General features: G+C 31.0%; 18 protein-coding genes. 13 read left to right on the top strand and 5 right to left on the bottom strand.

From position 1 onward, the window contains the following. Window positions 1-2 precede the first annotated feature (2 nt). The 3 genes from NiCM35_RS23440 to NiCM35_RS23430 are packed head-to-tail and all read left to right on the top strand — an operon-like array spanning window position 3 to window position 3282. Window positions 3-2075, top strand: a complete 2073-nt coding sequence (locus NiCM35_RS23440) for a peptidoglycan DD-metalloendopeptidase family protein (protein WP_226793379.1) — start codon at window positions 3-5, stop codon at window positions 2073-2075. 17 nt (window positions 2076-2092) lie between these two features. Continuing rightward, window positions 2093-2638 (top strand): hypothetical protein, encoded by a 546-nt coding sequence (locus NiCM35_RS23435; protein ID WP_152112361.1) that lies wholly within the window; start codon window positions 2093-2095, stop codon window positions 2636-2638. Then, a complete protein-coding gene (locus NiCM35_RS23430) occupies window positions 2635-3282 on the top strand; it encodes a hypothetical protein (protein ID WP_152112360.1) in 648 nt (215 codons plus the stop codon). Before NiCM35_RS23435 ends, NiCM35_RS23430 begins: the two co-directional genes overlap by 4 nt. Here NiCM35_RS23430 and NiCM35_RS23425 read toward each other — a convergent pair whose 3' ends face one another. Further along, on the bottom strand, window positions 3283-4029 hold the full coding sequence (locus tag NiCM35_RS23425; RefSeq protein WP_152112359.1) for a hypothetical protein: 747 nt from the start codon (window positions 4027-4029) through the stop codon (window positions 3283-3285). It lies immediately after the preceding gene. Further along, window positions 4022-5203: a hypothetical protein gene (locus tag NiCM35_RS23420; protein WP_152112358.1), complete on the bottom strand. Its 1182-nt coding sequence runs from the start codon at window positions 5201-5203 to the stop codon at window positions 4022-4024. Before NiCM35_RS23420 ends, NiCM35_RS23425 begins: the two co-directional genes overlap by 8 nt. A gap of 323 nt (window positions 5204-5526) precedes the next feature. Here NiCM35_RS23420 and NiCM35_RS23415 point away from each other — a divergent pair, with 323 nt between their 5' ends. The 4 genes from NiCM35_RS23415 (at window position 5527) to NiCM35_RS23400 (ending at window position 8506) form a co-directional block, all read left to right on the top strand. Next, on the top strand, window positions 5527-6387 hold the full coding sequence (locus NiCM35_RS23415) for an ATP-dependent DNA ligase (protein WP_152112357.1): 861 nt from the start codon (window positions 5527-5529) through the stop codon (window positions 6385-6387). A gap of 133 nt (window positions 6388-6520) precedes the next feature. Continuing rightward, on the top strand, window positions 6521-6673 hold the full coding sequence (locus NiCM35_RS23410) for a hypothetical protein (protein WP_162837595.1): 153 nt from the start codon (window positions 6521-6523) through the stop codon (window positions 6671-6673). 338 nt (window positions 6674-7011) lie between these two features. Further along, entirely contained in the window at window positions 7012-7233 is a 222-nt protein-coding gene (locus tag NiCM35_RS23405; RefSeq protein ID WP_016204233.1) for a hypothetical protein, read from the top strand. Between the two features lie 10 nt (window positions 7234-7243). Beyond that, window positions 7244-8506, top strand: a complete 1263-nt coding sequence (locus tag NiCM35_RS23400) for a Y-family DNA polymerase (RefSeq protein WP_152112356.1) — start codon at window positions 7244-7246, stop codon at window positions 8504-8506. Between the two features lie 20 nt (window positions 8507-8526). Here the strand turns inward: NiCM35_RS23400 and NiCM35_RS23395 are convergent, their stop codons facing one another. Further along, window positions 8527-9174 carry a hypothetical protein gene (locus tag NiCM35_RS23395; protein ID WP_152112355.1) on the bottom strand — a complete coding sequence of 216 codons (648 nt, stop codon included), beginning with the start codon at window positions 9172-9174 and terminating at the stop codon, window positions 8527-8529. Between the two features lie 64 nt (window positions 9175-9238). Beyond that, the gene (locus NiCM35_RS23390; protein ID WP_152112354.1) at window positions 9239-10210 is read right to left on the bottom strand and encodes a DNA adenine methylase; all 972 of its coding nucleotides are present in this window, start codon (window positions 10208-10210) and stop codon (window positions 9239-9241) included. A 93-nt stretch (window positions 10211-10303) separates the two neighbouring features. Here NiCM35_RS23390 and NiCM35_RS23385 point away from each other — a divergent pair, with 93 nt between their 5' ends. The 3 genes from NiCM35_RS23385 to NiCM35_RS23375 all read left to right on the top strand — a co-directional run bounded on the left by NiCM35_RS23385 (window position 10304) and on the right by NiCM35_RS23375 (window position 11676). Next, window positions 10304-10549, top strand: coding sequence for a helix-turn-helix domain-containing protein (locus NiCM35_RS23385; protein WP_152112353.1), 246 nt, complete (start codon window positions 10304-10306; stop codon window positions 10547-10549). 29 nt (window positions 10550-10578) lie between these two features. Then, on the top strand, window positions 10579-11352 hold the full coding sequence (locus tag NiCM35_RS23380) for a hypothetical protein (protein ID WP_152112352.1): 774 nt from the start codon (window positions 10579-10581) through the stop codon (window positions 11350-11352). Window positions 11353-11436: 84 nt separating this feature from the next. Then, window positions 11437-11676: a hypothetical protein gene (locus NiCM35_RS23375; RefSeq protein WP_144545499.1), complete on the top strand. Its 240-nt coding sequence runs from the start codon at window positions 11437-11439 to the stop codon at window positions 11674-11676. Between the two features lie 406 nt (window positions 11677-12082). On the opposite strand, the gene xerS is transcribed toward NiCM35_RS23375, so the two are convergent. Further along, window positions 12083-13198, bottom strand: a complete 1116-nt coding sequence (xerS, locus tag NiCM35_RS23370) for a tyrosine recombinase XerS (protein ID WP_226793376.1) — start codon at window positions 13196-13198, stop codon at window positions 12083-12085. A 322-nt stretch (window positions 13199-13520) separates the two neighbouring features. Here xerS and NiCM35_RS23365 point away from each other — a divergent pair, with 322 nt between their 5' ends. The 3 genes from NiCM35_RS23365 (at window position 13521) to NiCM35_RS23355 (ending at window position 18728) form a co-directional block, all read left to right on the top strand. Beyond that, complete coding sequence (locus tag NiCM35_RS23365) at window positions 13521-15668, top strand: ATP-dependent nuclease (protein ID WP_152112350.1); 2148 nt, start codon at window positions 13521-13523, stop codon at window positions 15666-15668. Beyond that, the gene (locus NiCM35_RS23360) at window positions 15653-17335 is read left to right on the top strand and encodes an ATP-dependent helicase (RefSeq protein WP_152112349.1); all 1683 of its coding nucleotides are present in this window, start codon (window positions 15653-15655) and stop codon (window positions 17333-17335) included. Before NiCM35_RS23365 ends, NiCM35_RS23360 begins: the two co-directional genes overlap by 16 nt. A 739-nt stretch (window positions 17336-18074) precedes the next feature. Beyond that, entirely contained in the window at window positions 18075-18728 is a 654-nt protein-coding gene (locus NiCM35_RS23355; RefSeq protein WP_152112348.1) for a hypothetical protein, read from the top strand. Window positions 18729-18733 lie beyond the last annotated feature (5 nt).

The raw sequence follows: 18733 nt of genomic DNA, 5'->3' as shown, positions 1-18733 counted from the left end.
TGATGAGTGATAACAAAAATACTCAAGAAACCTTAAATGAAAAATTAGTAAATGGAATGAAGGGATTAGGTAGATTACTATCTAAACCCTTCAGTAAAAAATTTAAACAAAAAGCTGCTGCGGTTGCAAAAAAAGCCATAAAAGTTGCAGCCAAAGTAATATTAAAAGTACTAAAACAGATTTTTGCTTGGTTAATTGGTACAGTAGGTATTCCTGGTATCTTAATAACTTTAGGAATAATAATTGTAACTGTTATCATCTCTGTTGCATTATCCTTTTTTTGGACTTCAGATGATAATTTAAGTGGTGATGATGCAAAAATTCAAGCGTATATTAAGGAACAATCCGAATCTACTGTGAATATGGATAGTGATTTAGAAAGACCTTATCGTGTACCAGAAGGGTTAATATCCTCAACTATAATGTTAGATTTTTTTGAGCAAAAAGATTACAGTCTTTCCCAAACGAAAAAAATTATTAGAAACATGGCTACTAAACTCGCTCCTGAATTTGAGTATGGTCAATATGATGAATGGAAAGAAAAGCAAGTGACTGTTTGTGAGGAAGGTAAAGAATGTAATGTTGGGAAAGTTCAACATACAAAAAACATGGTAACCAAATTAAATTCTGTAGAATATTGGAATGGTTCAACTATATTCACCTATAAACCCAAAGTCACAGCGTGGAAATCAAATACAGTCATTACCCACAAAACCATAAAAGAAAATAAAAAAGTTGACTATTGGAAAGCGTTAGAAGTCCCTATGTATCTTGTAGATAGGTCAGATCCTTACTTTCCATTTTATAATTCAAACAGCAAAACGTGGAAATCACTACTAGCAGAAGAAACCAGACAGAAAAAAAATAAGATTAACACTTCAGGTTATGTTAAAGTGTACCTTTTAAAAACTAAGACAGTTAAAGTTGAAAGAATTGTAGAAGTAAAAACTACAACTAAAACTAGACAGCAATATTTTGAATCTAGTAAACAAGTAAAACAAGATTATGCGAATTTTGATGCAATATTAAACTCAATGGGACTGGGCTTGGACGATAAGATGCTTATAGAAGCAAATTATAGCTTCCTTGAAGGAGATATAAATTATATAGATTGGTTGAAAGGGAATGGTGGCGTATATGGGTTTGATGATATCAGTTATGATGGTGACATAATTCCTGGAGCTGGGGTACCTCCGCAATACATGCCTATATACCTTGCTGCAGAAAAAAAGTATGGGGTACATTGGTATACACTAGCCGCTATTCATAGTAAGGAGACAGCCTTCAGTACAATAAAACCAATGCTTTCTTATGCAGGAGCTGTTGGTCACATGCAATTTCTTCCTGCAACTTGGGCAGGATGGAAATACAATATTGGAGGGGGAAGAGTTTCAAATACTACAAATTATACAGATTTGAATGTTATTAAAGCAGGTGGAGGATACGGAGTAGATGGTAATAATGATGGAAAGGCAGATCCATTTACTTTAGAAGATGCTATTTTCACCGCAGCAAATTATCTTTCAAAGAACGGCTACTCTACAGATAAGAGAAAATCAATTTATCAATATAACCATGCAGATTGGTATGTTAACGATGTACTAGCTAGGTCAGAAAAATTCAAAACAAGCGCTAGTTATAGCGGTGGATCTGATTCACCAGAACTAAATCCAGGAAGTTTTATTAGACCTACCACAGGAAAAGTTACTTCTGGATTTGGTGCAAGATGGGGTGCTACTCACTATGGTATAGATATTGGATTAGGTGGTAGATCAAACGTGAAAATATATGCTGCTGCAGATGGTGTCGTTCATAGATCCTATCTAAGTAGTTCATATGGGAATGTTGTTTACATTCAACATACAATAGGTGGTAAGAAATATGAAACTGTATATGCACATATGCAAAATAGAGCTGTTTCTGCCGGTACAAAAGTAAAACAAGGGCAGTTTTTAGGATATATGGGTAGTACTGGGAACGTCACCGGACCTCATTTGCATTTTGAAATCCATTCACCAGCATGGACTGCAAATAAAGCAAATGCTAAAAATCCCGCTTTATACATCAAATTTTAAGTTATAGGGGTGAGTATATGAAAGGTACTAGTAAACTACGTTTTTCTTTTCTAATTTTGTCGTTAGTAATAATTTTAAGTGGATGCTCTTCAAGTTCTAAAGCTAATATAAAAGTGACAGAAGATAATATAGACTACCTCATTGAATACGATGAATCGTTACAAACATTTATAACAGAAATGACTAGTATTTTAACAAATTTTAACAATTCTTTAGATGGACTATACACCCATGAGGTAAGTAATAGTCAATTTGCAACAATAATGAAAGAAACAATAAAAAAATCAAATGAACTAGTTTCCAACGTGGAGGCACTAGATGTTAATCCAGAACTTTTTGAGGCACACCAAAATCTTATTGTCTTAGTCAATCGTTCGCATCAATTATTACTTACAGCAATTGAAAGTGCCAATAATAGTAGTACAGATGAATCTAATACCATGGATAAGGACACATTAAGACAAGAATATATAGAAATTAAAAAGGAACAAGCAAATACTGCTAACCAATGGAAAATACTAAGAGAAGAGCTGGCAAGTGCAGCTATGGAAGAAGAAAAATGATGAAAAAACATTATATTTGGATTATCAGTATCTCAATAATCACAATCTGTATTGCGATATATATCAATGTTTCTTCCAGTCAAAAACTTACTCCAGTTGATTTAAAAGATATGCAAAACAATGTGGCTAAGGAAGTATCATTTAATAAAGAATATCAAAAAAAGACAATGGAGTGGGCAGAAAAAAATGCAAAAGGTGACATGGAGTTAGACTTAGGTTTTTATGAACCAAATGAACATAGTGACGTTTCTCCTCAGAGAAACGTCATCAACTACTTTATGACTGGGTTATTACAAGATAATATTGATTATTTTACTTCTGCATTTGATATTGAAGTTCTTTCACAGGATTTATTCCAATCAAAAGAAGAGGACAAAGAATTAGTGGTAAAGGAAATAATAAACAGAATTTCAAGAAACGGCAGTATTGAGGGATTAAAAATCAAAGAAGCGAAAGAAGGGATTGGTCCTAATTCTAATAGAGTATTATTAGAATTAAAATACTCAGACGGTCTTTCTAAAAGGATAGAAATTCGTATTTCTCCCTCGGAGTACGCTCACTCAGAGGAGCATCACCATTCCACATATTCTATTGTAACTTCCGCTTGGGAAATAGTTAAACAAATAGAAGGTACGGTAAAGTAATTATTCCGTACCTTTTGACATTGTTAGATAGGCTTTATCAATTTCTTCTTTTGCTTTTAACCATGTATCGAAAGTTTTTATATACTTATATGAAGAAGGTAAATTATTTTCCCTTGCAAATTCATCCCACTTTGTTTTAGTAGAATTGAGAAATTTGTATAAATACTCTGGTTTTAATGTAAGTATTATTAGTTCTTCTTTTGATAAATTAAAAACTTTTTTCTTTCCTACTATATCCAATATTTCATCGTACGTATAATGATTTCTAATTGTTTTATAAGTTGGTAATTTATTCTCAGAAGCATATATATCCCATTGAGAACGTGAAATAAAAAATTCATTATGTTCTTCAAGAATTTCTTTTATTTTTTGCTTTGTATACTTCGGAGTTCTTTCATTCTCTACTCCAATGGCATTTTTAAACGATGACCAATCTTTAAATACTGTTAAAATCTGACCAGGAGACGGAAGATCTAGTGTTTGATTAGCAGAGTAATCTTTCCACATTCTTATTGTTTTAGCGTGCTCTTTATGTTCCTTTCCGATTTGAATAAGGCTATTTCGATCATATTTTCCCTTTATCTCTGTTCCTAAAGCGATTCTAATTTCGTTCCAATCATTAAAGAACTTTCTTAATGAGTAATAGGATGGTAGGTTGTGCTTTGAAGCATATTCTTCCCACTTGCCTACCGTTGTTAAATGTTCTTTATGAGGAATTAACAATTCTATTAAAGTTTCTTTATTCATTATTCACTCCTAGTATTTTGGGAGAATCATTTATCATTTTAACTATATCTTCATTTGTTGCATTTAATTCTTTAAGGTCATTAGTAACTTCTTGAAATTTTTCGCTTGATATGTCTCTATATAAAAAATTTAAAAGATGTTGTTTTTGAGAAAAATACTTTTCTACCTTATCTTCTAAATAACTTCGATAATCATTTCTTTTGCCGAAAGAGCTAATGTAATGCTTAATGTCTTTTAAATCAAGATCCGGCATATAAAAAGACTTGATATCCAAAAAGTCTATATCCACTAAAAATTCATATTTAATTAATTCACTATTTACATTATACTCGGGATTTTTCTTCAAAGAAATGACCATTTTTTCTGGTCTATATTTCATGATATTAGAATCATCTTTTTTTTCTAACACAACATTTTTCACAGTAAATGGTACTGCTTTAATAGGAGTAGAATAGTTCCTCCTATATTCGATATCCATCTTTCTATTATATTTCAATAAAGGGTCAGGCATTAAGATATAGAGTGATCCATCATAGGTTTCTCCTAGCATGAAAACTGTATCACCAAACATGGGCAATCTATTTAACTGACTAATTGTATCCTCTATATAATAAGTAGTGCAGTATTTTTTTAATAAATCAGAAGGGGAAAGACGAGACTCTTCATACTTTAATTGCTCTTCCTTATATCTATCAGAATGTTCTCCAAAAGTCTCTTGATGCCAGTTTTCATATGACTCCTCTGCCTTTTCCTTTTTTGTTCGGAAACCCAATAAGTGAAGAATCTCATATCCTATAATCCACAAGACTGCCAATGGTGTCATAATAACTAATACAACGTATGCTAATAAATTTTGGCCTAACTTAGAAGATCCAATAATCATTAAAAATAAACTTAGAATTAAAGCTACTGCTAAGAAAAACATTATTACTATTGCTGCTCTTGATAAGAATAACATTATTGCGTACAACGTCGTTCCTGGTTCGCCCTCATATATCAAACCCAAATTATCAAAGAAATCAATAATTTTTAGCGATTCTAAAATTGGATAAGTAATATCCCATCTGTAAACTGCCAAAACAAAAATAATAAGTCCTAATAATCCAGCTAAACCTGTCTGTTTCCCCCTTCGGTATTGAACAAAACCGTTAAGGAATGTAAGTATCGTATTCATAACTGCCCTCTCCCTTTTTATGAACAAAACAATGACTACACCGCTTATAACTGAATTATAAATTATTACCAATGTTTAGTCAATGTTCTTCGCCACGATAAAACTGTAATCAAAATTAATACAATCATACATACTTCAAATGCATAAAATAGACGGGATGGTTATATATTAGTCTTAAAGCATGAATCACCACACTTAAGTCCTTCTAATAAACTGAAGGGCTTATCCTTGGTTATGTCACCACATTATTCCTCTTTTAACAATAACGTTCTATTTATCGACCAATCTGTCTCTGTTATGATATTAGAAGAGGTGAAAAATCTGTGTTAAACACTCCTTTAAAACCAATGTTATTACAACCATCTGAGGTTATATCAACTGATTCAAATTATATACATCAGTTGAAATTTGACGGACATAGAGCTTTATTCCATTACGATCATGGGAAAATCACTATCTACACCAGACATGGAAATGATGTTACATTAAAGTACATTGAATTACTTAATTTAAACTTGCCTGTCCAAACATGTATATTGGACGGAGAAGTGATTGTTCTTGATAAGAATGGTGAAATACCCAAACCAAATTTCGAATGCCTAATGGCACGATTTCAAGCGTCTCAAAGAGATAAAATTGTTTCTCTAGCGAAAGCTATCCCCGTACACTTCGTTGCATTTGATATTCTTTTCCTTAATGGAGTATCTACAATACATGATCCCCTAGAAAAGAGATTAGATATCTTAAGTTCGATTATTGATAATGACCATCTAATTTCAGCAGCTACCTCATTTAACGATGGACTAACCTTATTTAATAAAGTGAAGGAGCTAGGATTAGAAGGGATAGTAAGTAAAAAACTCTCATCTAAATATATATTAGATAGTCGAACCTTCGCTTTCCAAAAAATCAAAAATTACCAATTCTTAATAGGAAATATTTATGGATATAAAAAAAACTCTTTTGGATGGTTGATAAAAGAAGGGAACCAATCAAGAGGAATTGTGGAATTTGTCCCCAAAAAGGAAAGGGAAGCCTTTTATAAAATTTCAAAACAATTAATTATCGGAGAAGATAAGAACTTTGTATATTTAGACCCTCTTCTAAAGGGCGAAATTAAATATCAATGTTTAACTTCTAAAGGTTTTATGAGAAGTGCTAGCTTTCAAAAATTTATCATTTAACACCCTTTACACAATGTAAGGGGTTTTGTTTGTCCTAATGGAAAAATGGTGTGATATAATGGTGATACAACTACATAGGTGCGGGTGGTATGCACTCTTTTCCTGTCTAAGAGGGAAAGGAGGTGACATACAAATGGATTTCGTATTGGACTTACTCAAAGATGTAGCAAAAATCTTTTTTACTACTCTTGCTGCAGGCTATGCAAATCGCTTTGCAAGCAAAAAGAAGAACAAACGAAAACCCGCCCCGCGCCGTAGGAAGCAAAAGGGTGGGTCTTCTAAATAACTATTTAGCATACCACTCGTAAGTAGTTGTCCAAGGAGTTGTAGCTCCTTGGTTTTTTAGTTTAATTCTTATATATTATAATATACCCTTACTACAAAAATTTCAATCCGTTAGGATCTAAAATCACAGATAGATAATCCTCTAACATTCTCTATTCATCTTCAATTAAATTCTCCAATAACAGGTATTTTTATTTCACCTTCTTCTTCCATTTTCTCATTTCATCATATCAATTATTTGAAATTCGATAGTATAAATCACACATTCCAGTAAGAAAATAACATTGTAATCGAACATAAGTTCTTATATAATTTTTATATTAATTGGAGGAGATAGTAATGACTTATTCTTTTCTTGAAGAAGAAACAATTTATAATGCAATGGAAACTAATTCTTCGGTTTCTTTTTATGTTTTTGACCACCTAGCATTAGGCGAGACAATCATAACAGGGAAAACCATATTCATTGATTACAACAACAAGCATTTTCGATTAGTTAAAGATACAACAGAAGAAATTTTATATTTACCTTTTTCAATGATAAGTAAAATAACAAAATAGGTGATTGTTTATGTTCGACTACTCTCAGTTTCCTCATAAAAACATACTAGCCGTTGATATGAAGTCATTTTATGCATCAGTATCAGCTGTATTATTAGGTCTCGACCCTCTTACTTGTCACTTAGCTGTAGTAGGGAATATGGAGAGGGAGGGGAGTATAGTACTTGCTGCCTCTCCTGCTATGAAAAGAGATTTTAAGATAAAAACGGGTTCTCGGAAGTTTGAAATTCCAAAAGATCCTCGTATTGTTGTAGTGGATCCATCGATGTCCTTATTTGTCCGCGTATCTACAGAAATTATTAAGTTATTTTATAGATATGTACCTCCTAATAAAGTACATGTTTACTCCATCGATGAAAGCTTTTTAGAACTTGGCCCTTCTGATAAATGGGGCACTCCAGAAGAAATAGCTAAACAAATTCAATATGATATTTACAGTGATTTCGGACTCCCCTGTACAGTAGGAATCGGTCCAAATATGCTTATGGCAAAACTGTGTCTAGATTTAGAAGCTAAAAAGGTGGATAGTGGTATTGCAACTTGGACTTTCAATGATGTACAAATGAAATTATGGCCAATATCACCATTAAGTGAAATGTGGGGGATTGGTAAGCGAACTGAAAAAACATTAAACAGTATGGGGATATTTTCTATAGGGCAACTTGCTAGATACGATTTAAAATTACTGGAAAATAAGTTTGGAATATTGGGAAACCAATTGTTTCATCATGCTTGGGGAATAGATTTATCCGAAATTGGTTCACCAATTATGGCTGGACAAGTCAGTTACGGTAAAAGTCAAATATTACTTCGGGATTACAAGGAAAGAAGAGAGATAGAAACTGTAGTATTAGAAATGTGCGAAGAGGTATGTAAAAGAGCAAGAAAAAATCATCATGCGGTTCGCACTATAAGTTTTGGGTTAGGATATAGTCGAGATGAGTATGGTGGGGGATTTAATCGGTCAAGAACAATCGAAAATCCTACTAATGCAACCATGGATATATATAAGGTATGTTTGGATATTATGAGAGAAAATTATCGCGGACAAATTGTTAGACAAATATCTGTTAGTTTGTCCAAACTCGTAGATGATTACGAAGTGCAATTGGATCTTTTTGATACTAATAGTTGGAAAAAACGAAAAATAGGTTATGTAGTAGACGAATTAAGAAATAAATTTGGTCCCACCTCTTTACTAAGGGCAGTCTCCTATACTCCAGGAGGGACAGCTGTACACCGTTCCAAATTGGTTGGTGGGCATAGAGCCTAATCCCCCCTTAAAGGGGGATTTTATTTTATACCAAGACTCTCCAATGTCTCTCGTACATTTTCGGGGTATACTTCAATATACAATTCCTGTAATTTTTTTCTTAGTTTTCTGTAGATTAAAAATAGTACTAATGAAATGATAACTACTGGAATAGTTGTTAGAAAAGCATAGAGAGGATTAACTAAAATAAAGAATCCGTAACAATGAGAAGAAATGAGATTTATAATCCTATCGAAAGTATTTATCCGTCTTAAACTATTTTCAGTTTTGAAATACCTCTCTGCAGCTGTTAATTCACGGTTGGTTTTCCCTTTCCAAGACCATTGAGCCTTCTCGAATTCTATCCATTCCTCTTTTTCCACTTTCGTTTCCTTTGAAGAAGCAGAATTCCTAATATCGCTCTTTTTTTCTGAGTAGAAATGAGCATATGCTTTCTTAATTTCTTGTCGATAAATTTCCCCCTCGATTTCCTGCACCTTTTTATAAACACCAGTTAAGCAGGATATCAAGTATGCACCATAGCTGAAAAACATTACAGCAAGGAATATAACTATCGTTTCATTAAAGTAATTTGGATATATGTATGTAATAGCATAGATAACTATAAAACTATATATAACAAATGAGAGATATAAAAATAATCTTTCTTTACTAAACGGCCAACTCATTATAATTTACAATCTCCTTTCTTATCTACTATTATTATCGACGATTTTAAAATGTTCTTGATATTTAAATGGTGTAAGCTCTTGATACAGCTTTAACAGTTGGGTATAAATATAAGCTCTCCAGCCATTCATTATTGTCATAAGTTATAATTAAGTCCGCACCATCAAAACCATGATATAAAGTATCTAATAAACAATTAAGTTTAATGTGATCCTCTTCTTTGTAATAACATCGATATAGTGAAGAGGCTTTATTGACATATGGGGGATCAATAAAAATAGTAGTTTGATCCCACCAATAACTCTCTTCAATCATTTCACAAGCATCCTGATTAGTTATCGTTACTTGGTCTGAAAAGGAATGTAATTTTTCTATTCGTCTTATTAGTTCATCTGGATTCCACCTAGAAGTTAATTGTTGCGGTGTACCTTTCTTTCCTCCCAGTGGATTAGCATTAAATATTCCGGAATAAGCTAACCTGTTAACAATCAAAGTATTCCATGCTGCCTCTACAATGTTTATTTTGTCAAAGTCCTTCTTAATAGTAAGTTGTGCTTTGTAAAAATCCTCACGTGAAGGAGTATATGTTTTCAATCGTTCCGTTAAAGCAAATGGCATATTAAAAATTACCCAATAAAGGGCATATACACCAAAATCATTATCATTTATATGTAAGTGGTTAATAACGCCCGCTTCTAACAATGCGAATTCTACACTTCCACCACCTGTATATGGTGAAACAAAGTGATTCATTTTTTTATTATCGAGTTGATTATATATGTAATTGACCATTTTACTCTTACCACCAGGATAACGTAAAGGTGAGAGTCTCTTTTTAAACTTAATAGTAGATGCAATGGATTCGTTTTTTCCAGAGGAATCTTCTAATATAAGTAAATACCTTCCTGTATCCTTTTGATTAACTAAAGTAAACCCATCACATACCTCACACCAATATCCAGTTTTATCTTTATTAAAGGTAAGATCCTCTACTTCTTCATTATAACAATACTGACATTTAAAATTTTTTATCATAATCAAACTCCTTCAACAAAAACTATACATGGTTGTATTATAACCATATACGGTTTAAAATGGTAGTAGAAACAGCATAGAAAGGATTTTTTTATGAAGAAAACAATTGATAATTTTATGACGGTTTCAGAAGCAGCTGAAAGGTGGGGTGTTCCTGCCGATACTATAAGAAACTATTTAAAACCTTCAAATAAAAAAAAATGGCAAAAAACAGAAAAAATGATTGAACTCGGCTTGTTAAAATACCACCAAAGTAAATTTGATACCAAAAAAGAGTGGATACTTTCAAAGGACGCAATGGAAGTTTGGTTTGGTGTGGAAAAGAAGGAAGCGGAGTAACATTCAAAATTAGAAAGAGGGGACAATATATGAAGTTATTTAATAAGAAACTAGGAACAGTTAGGGGATTAGTACAACTACCAATAGCTGTATTATCCATGTCTATTTATCTTCTCCTATTTATTTTTTTAATATTTGTTACTTACCTACTTATAGGAAAATGGTTAACATTGTCACTATTTATACTTTTATTTATTTCTTATGAATTTTATCTAAGAAGAACAAATAATTTTTATGTTTATCCTATTACTTCAAATGAATATGAGGAAATCAAAGATAGGCACTTAATACATTACACTAATTCCATATCTGATGAAGACTATCAGTATTTTTTACAAACAGGTAAAATTAGATTGAAAGCTAAAAGTAGTGCCAAGACAAATTATGTAATGAAATTTAAAAATAAAAGAAAAAACTACATATGGTTTCATCAAGAGGAACAAAATATGGAGCCAAATTTCAATTCTTATTACTTTTCACATATGCATGAAAATTCACCTAGAAAGTATAAAGTTATTATTAGAGTTTCCGATCTTGAGAAGGAGAGAATGCTAGTTCGACCAAGTAACAATAACGTAATAATAATAAACGACTTAGAGGTTCCAGGAATCATTTATACAAAGTATAATTCATATAATACAAAATTCTACTTAAAAAAATTAATTATTGGTGGATTATTAGGATATATTCATCCTAAAGTTTGGCTATCTTTACTTCATCAAACTTACGGAATAGTAGTTGATTTTCTTTTAAAATTTTATAAAGGAGAAAGGAAAAAGAAAGAGCTTAATTATAAAATATAAAGTTTAAAAAACTTGGCTTTTGAAAGATCATATTCAGGGAATTACAAACTTTGCACCCACTAATAGAAGAAAGGAAGTCAGATTGTGTTTTCAAAAAAAACTAAAAATGCAGAAATAATTTTTACAATAGGAGAAACAAAAATAGCAACTAAAATTAATATTGAGAGTGCAACAGAAAAAGCAGATTTGAATGGAGATAAAAATAACCCAAACAAAGATATTAACCACATTTCATTAATAGTTAAGGCTTCAGATAAAATAAAAAAAGATTTAGGTATAGTAATTCAGGATCTCAATCCTTCAGTAGAAGTGCGTTATTTATAATAAATAACAAATAATTAAACAAAAAGGGTGATTTAATGTTTTTTGAACCAACCTTAGATCATACAATTATTCATATGAAAATCAAGTGCTTTAATAAAAGTTGTGATAATGTGATTGACTTTTCATATTCAGAGGATTTCTCTCCTAGAATGGTAGGCGAATGTCCGAAGTGTGGGACTGAGTATTCTCGTAAAATACATGGGTTAAAAGATTCTGAAATTATTAGTAGAACAGAGCAACCAGTTTATCGTTAAGTAAGTCAAAGTAACAACGAAAAAAATTACTTATGGATGTTACGTTCACGAAGTGACTTTATTGTACTTTTTAAACAGCTATTTTATTTTTAATCATCTTTATTATTTCTAAACAAAGGGAGCATTAAGTTATCACTTTAATGCTCCCTTTGTTATTTATTTCTCCTTTGATCAAGACGTTCTGCAGCAAGCTTAGCTTTTTCTCTAGATGTATTGATATAAAGCAAGGAAATGTCAGATTGTGTATGACCCAATTGGTTCATAATAAGCGGAATGTCTCCTCCTGTTTGTTCTGCTAAATTAGTAGCGTAAGTATGTCTTAATTTATGGGGGGCCATTCGTTTATCAAATGATTTGGTATACTTATAAACTATATTCTCAACAGCACGTGCAGTAAGAGGGAGTGTATCTCCCTTATATTGTTTAACAAATAAATACTGACTTTCCTCATTTCCTGCGTTATACCTTTCATTTCTTATAGATAGATAATCTAATACATCTAACATCGAAGAAGGAGTAACTGGAATAGTATCTTTCTTACCGCCTTTTCTAATAATACTTATTTCGTTATTTTTACTATCGATATCTTTAAGGCGTAATTCTATCAGTTCATTTACTCTAATTCCGCTACCCAAAAATAATGAAATGATAGCAAAATTTCGTTCCTTGTCACGATTAAAGAACTTTAATTCTGAAGGGGAAAGAGTGTTTTCATATTCATTTTTTATATACTCCAAAAAATTGAGATCTTCATTTCCTATAAAGATTTTCTCCGAAATCTTTCGTGCTCTTTCATTAAAAGTTTCCGAAACTTTCTTGATAGGAATTTTTTTCATTACATTTCGATGAAAGTATGGTTCACCTTGTGTTCCTAAAACTTCTGCTTCAATCGTTAAATAATTGAAAAGCGAACGAAGGGAGGACTTATGCCTATTAACCGTTTTTGAACTTATTTTATGAGATTCATTTGCTTTCTCGTACTTTTTTCGACTGACATATTTAAAGTAATCTTGTGCATCTGATAGGGGAAGAGATCCTAACAAGCTTACTGGAAATGTTTTTAAACTAGACCATTTGACCCTTTCATCAGCCATTAACCATGATAAAAACTCCTTATAATCTCTAACATAATTGAATAGGGTAAGAGGGGAGCGATTATCCATTTTGGCTTCTACATATTCATTTATAAAGTCTGGCATTTCCTTTAGAAGTTCCCCTAATCGCTTTTCATAATATTCATGTTGTTTTGTTATAGCCAATTCTATCACCCCTAAATAAAAACATTTCTTTACATAATGTATAATAACTCTTAAATAATTTCTAATGGTAAACGTCTAAAACCTTGGTATATAAGGGATTAGACGTTTTCTTTATTATATCATAATTCAAATTAAGAAGGATTAACGCTTATTACTGCCTGAAACTGTGTATTTAACAGAGATAAGTATTTATTCATATGTCAAAATGGTAGATTAGTTGCCGTATAGAGGAATAAGAATAAAGGAAATGTTCGAATATTGTAAATTAATATATGTTAATATATAAATAATTAAATAGAATTACAAAATTTAACTATTAAGGAGTACTTTAATGTTTATATCAGAATTAAAAGTTACTAATTTTAGAGGATTTACTAGTGAACCAACTGTTATTGAATTTAAAGAAGGGATTAACGTGATAATTGGTCAAAATAACGCAGGGAAGACTACAATAATTAAAGCTTTAGAAATCTTGTTTGACAGTAAATCCTCTAGAAAACTAAATATTAATGATTTTAATCACAATTTAGCATTAGATAAATTAAAATCTAATCCTCCCAATATCTCTATATCCGCGAAATTAATGGAATCAGATAATGAAGAATCGTACTCGGATGAATTGGTTGCAGTTTCTAACTGGCTGACAAGTATAGGTACTCCATATGAAGCTACTATAACATTCAATTTTTTCTTACCTGATAATGATGTAGATACATACAGAAAATTAATGAATGAAATATCTAGTACTGATATAAATGTTTACTGGAAAGTAATCGAGCAACATTTTTTAAAGAAATATGTTAGCAAAACATATGTGGGAAATGCAGATTTAAAAAATCAGGTTAATTTCTCAGAACTATCTAGATTCGACTTTCAATTTCTTAGTGCAATAAGGGATGTTGAAAGGGATTTATTTAAAGGTAACAATATGTTATTAAAAGAAGTAATAGATTTTTATATGGACTATGAAATTAAAAATGATGTAAATTTAGAAATCCAAGAAAAGCTTGATAAAATTCAACAAAAAAAAGATAGTTTTGCTCAAGAATCAAAGAAATTAATAAAGTCATTAAAAGATAGAATGACTCAAGGTGAAGAACAAATTCTGAAGTATGTAAAAAATACGGGTGCAGGTATAGACAATTCGAAACCCGTTTTTGAAGGTGAAATTCTCGATAATGAATTATATTCGGCTTTAAGATTAATTGTAGAAAAGGAAACGGGTGTTAAGTTACCCGCAACAAGCAATGGTTTAGGATATAACAATTTAATCTTTATCTCTTTATTGCTTTCCAAAATGCAAAAGGACTCTTCTGGAGAGTATCTAGGATCTAATTCTAAAGTATTTTCAATTTTAGCAATTGAAGAGCCAGAGGCTCATTTACACCCTAGTATGCAATACAAGTTTTTACAATTTCTAAAAAGAAATAAAGAATCTGAAGTAAGACAGATATTTATTACTTCTCATTCTCCTAATATAACAGCCGCTGTTGACTTAGAAGATATAATAATTATGCAAAAATTAAAAGTTAACATTGGAAACGAAAAACCTATAGAAGTTATAAGGCCGGCTTACCCATATAAAGTTTTTGAAACTAAAGAAGGTAATACCTATTCTGAAGAAGATCAGAAGTCTAGAGATTATGTAAAAAGATTTTTGGATGTAACTAAGGCGGATCTATTTTTCGCAAAAAATATTATACTAGTTGAGGGAATTGCAGAACAACTAGTTATACCAGAGTTTGCTAGTAAACTAGGGTTATCTTTGGAAGATAGCCATACAACAGTTTTAAATATTGGTGGCAGATATTTTGATCATTTCTTAAAATTATTTAATACTATTAAATCTCCTTATGCAATTAATAAAAAAATTGCTTGTATTACGGATTTAGACCCGGTGAGAAAGAAAATAATTGAAGGAACATCAGCAGAAGCAAATGCTAATTATGACACTACAGAAGATGATTCAAGCAATTGGGAAAAATGTCATCCTATTTTTTTTAGTATAAATAATGAATTATATGATTACAAAGAAACATCGAATCACCTTATCAGTAACAGAGAAAGCTATTCATCTAACATAAGAGTATATACACAACCAATTGGTTTGAGCTCTACTTTTGAATATGAAATGATCAGAACAAATTATACCAATGATATCTTAGTAACAAGTTCAATCTCTAATAGTAATGAGTTGAAAGAATTATTTAAAATGGTTGACCGAGAAGAAGCTTTAGAAGAAATGATAAGTAGGATTAGAAAATCAAAATTTAAAACGGAACTATTAGAATCGGTAGAAAATGGAGTTTTGAAAGATTCTAAGGAAAATAGAATTGCATTACTTGCAAGTAGATTTCTTTTATCTGTTAAAAAAGGGGAAGCAGCACAAGAAATGGCTTACTTAATTAGTAATGATGAGGAAAACTTAATTAGTCCCCCAGATTATATAAGAGAGGCGATAAAATGGATATCTCAGTAGCAATTGAATTGGAAAATAGCTTAAGTGAAATTCCTATTGACCAGAATTTTAAACTCTATGCAGGTCCAGGTGCAGGGAAAACTACTTTTTTGACAAATCATATTAGAAATATTCTCAAAAAGTCACATAAACTAAAGAAATCCAGACAAATTGCTTGTATCACTTATACCAATACAGCGGTGAATACTCTAATTCAAAGATTGCAAGGTTGTACAAATTCTACAGAAGTTTCCACAATTCATAGTTTTTGTTATAAATTTATTGTAAAGCCATATATTTGGGTTTTAAATGATCCTTTAATTCCTTTAGAAAAAATGGATGGGCACGAGGAAATTAAGCTAAGAAAAAGTCAGTTAAGAGATTTTAAAACAAGGAGTCAGCAGTTACATTTTGCTGATGATAAATCTTTAGTAGAAGCATTAGGGAAACTAAAATGGATTTTAGAAGCTGGGGAACCAGTACTTAAGTTTATAAAATTTAATGATGGACGAATTGGAAGCTATTCAATTAAGAAACAATCGTATATGCTTTATAAACAATTATATTGGACGGAGGGTAAAATAAGCCACGACGATGTCCTTTATTTCACCTATCGTATTCTTAAAGAAAAACCAGAAGTCATAGAAATTATAAGAGCTAGATTTCCTTATATTTTGATTGATGAATTTCAAGATACTAGTCCAATCCAAACAGAAATTTTAAAAATGATTGGTGAAAAGGAAACTTGTATTGGGATTATTGGTGATATATGTCAATCTATATATTCCTTTCAAGGAGCTAATGTGGATTTATTCAGAGAATTTTCTTTAAATGAAATGAAAGTTTATATTTTGTCTGGAAATCGACGATCTACAAATCAAATTATTAATGTATTAAACCATATGAGAGAATCAGTGGATTTTAAGCAATATTCCCCTACTAACTTAGATGGTCCAGCACCGATGATTCTAGTTGGAGATAGTTCAGAAGCAGACTCTTATTTAAAAGATAATTTAGGGCAGGTTATGTTTTTATCGTATAAAAATACCAATCAACCCAATGTGAATATTTTGGTAGATGATTCAGATGGAGATAGAAGTTGGAGAATATATTATTTAGTTCAAGCTTTAGAACTAGCTAAAAATCTTGATATAAAGAATGCATTAAAATATATGAAACAGGCCTATCGGAAGACAATTGGGTTTACTGAAAAGGAAGCTTTAGAAAACTTAAGGAGACTTATAAATGATTATGAAGTTATCCAAAATGAAAGTATTACCGATCTTCACAATAATTATATAGTTGGTCATTATGACGTAACAGGGAAAATTACTAGAGGTAAAGTAAAGGCTTTATATGATAAATTAACTTATATACAGCTAGTCTCGCAAATAAAGATTATAGAAAATGGATTGATCAATTTTAAAACTATTCATCAATCTAAAGGTGAAGAATATGAGACAGTTTGTGTAAGTCTACCTTCAAAGGGTGATGGCAAAGAAATTGATTTTCTTATTAAACCGGATATGAATAAAGAATCACATAGGGTTTACTATGTTGCGTTGAGTAGAGCTCAAAACAGGTTAATAATTAAAATGGAAGCTATCAGTGATGAAAATAGGATGAAGCTTGTAACTTTAGGTTTTGAAGTAATTCAACTAAGAGAAAAAAGTACATTAATAACATGATAAAAGGTAGTTAATTATAATGTTATATGGAAGTAATTATGCTTAAAGATAGATAATGAGAGGCTTGTTAAAAGAGGTAATAAAAAATAAAAGATGTTGTATATTGTAAAATAGAAGAGCAGAGATCTTCACTTTATAAAAAGGATAGCCCTTCAATTCCCTCAACTGCAATAGGGCCAAACTAGCTTATGGAAGAAAAGGGGCAGCAAGCAACCCTGTAATAAGTGAAACCCTTGCTAATAATAGATAAAAGGGGGGGCGATTGTTGAATATAAGGCTCGTACTTATATTTATCTAATATGAATGAGTCCTTATATTCTCTATATTATTTTAATTTTAGTCTTTATGACAGGAAATCTTCTTGCTACAGGTATTCTTCAACAAGTTTCACTAATAACGGCGTCATTAGGAAGTTAAGATAATATTATCCTTCGATTAACTTCTATATACAAATAATTCTAATACATAAAAGAAGCTGATTATCTGCGACTCCTTTTTTTGAGGTAATCAGGTTTTCAGAAGAGATATAGGATATTCCCCTTCCCCAAAATTAAAAATGGCCACAGATTGATTAAAGCTAATAATTAACCTTGCTCTTGTTTTTTCCAATTGTTACTAAACTTCTAGAACAAAAATATGATATAAATATAAGAAGATTTATTAAATTTAAATAAGTATAAATTTATATTGAAAGAGAAAGAAATACATAAAATATTGGTAATAGATTTGAGGGTTAATTATGAATCAGGAACTACTAACAGATTTAGAATTATTAAATAAATTTAAACAGATTAATTTTCATAGGCTTGATAATTTTTTCAGTGACTTTTTTATAGAATATAGTGACTCTATTGAGATTAGGCATTTGAATTTAATGGAGGATTTATATAAAAAATTGAAAAATGCGCCAGTTCCCAATTTTTCAAGATTTGGTATGAAACAGTTTTATCATCGTGAATTTTATTTCGATGATGAAGATTTTTTTAGTTTGTATTGGGATATTGAATTAGCTACCAAAATAATAAAAAGGAATAAGCTAAAACCAGAGGCTGTACCAGTAAAATATTTACTTGATGGACTAACACAATTAAACCCTTTAAAAGTACAATCTTGCATCAATTTCACAAAAGTTAATCCAATATTTATCGTTGCATATGATCCTCATAATACTGTAATTGTTATCGATGGAAATCATAGAGTCAAAGCACAAGAGCTTAAAAGGAATCCATATATTGATGCTTATTTACTAAATGATACCCTTTCAATGGAATGTATGGCAGGAGATATATTTAGATACTTATATGCAGTTCATACAAATGCCACTCTTCTAGTTAATTCTATAGAAAACCAATCCTATAATGGTAACCTAGATGATTTATTGATAAAACTCTAACATAA

It is taken from the genome of Niallia sp. M35 (assembly GCF_050971705.1).
In the GTDB taxonomy this organism is placed as follows: Bacteria; Bacillota; Bacilli; order Bacillales; family Cytobacillaceae; genus Niallia; species Niallia circulans_A.
This window is presented reverse-complemented; position numbering and strand designations above follow the sequence as displayed.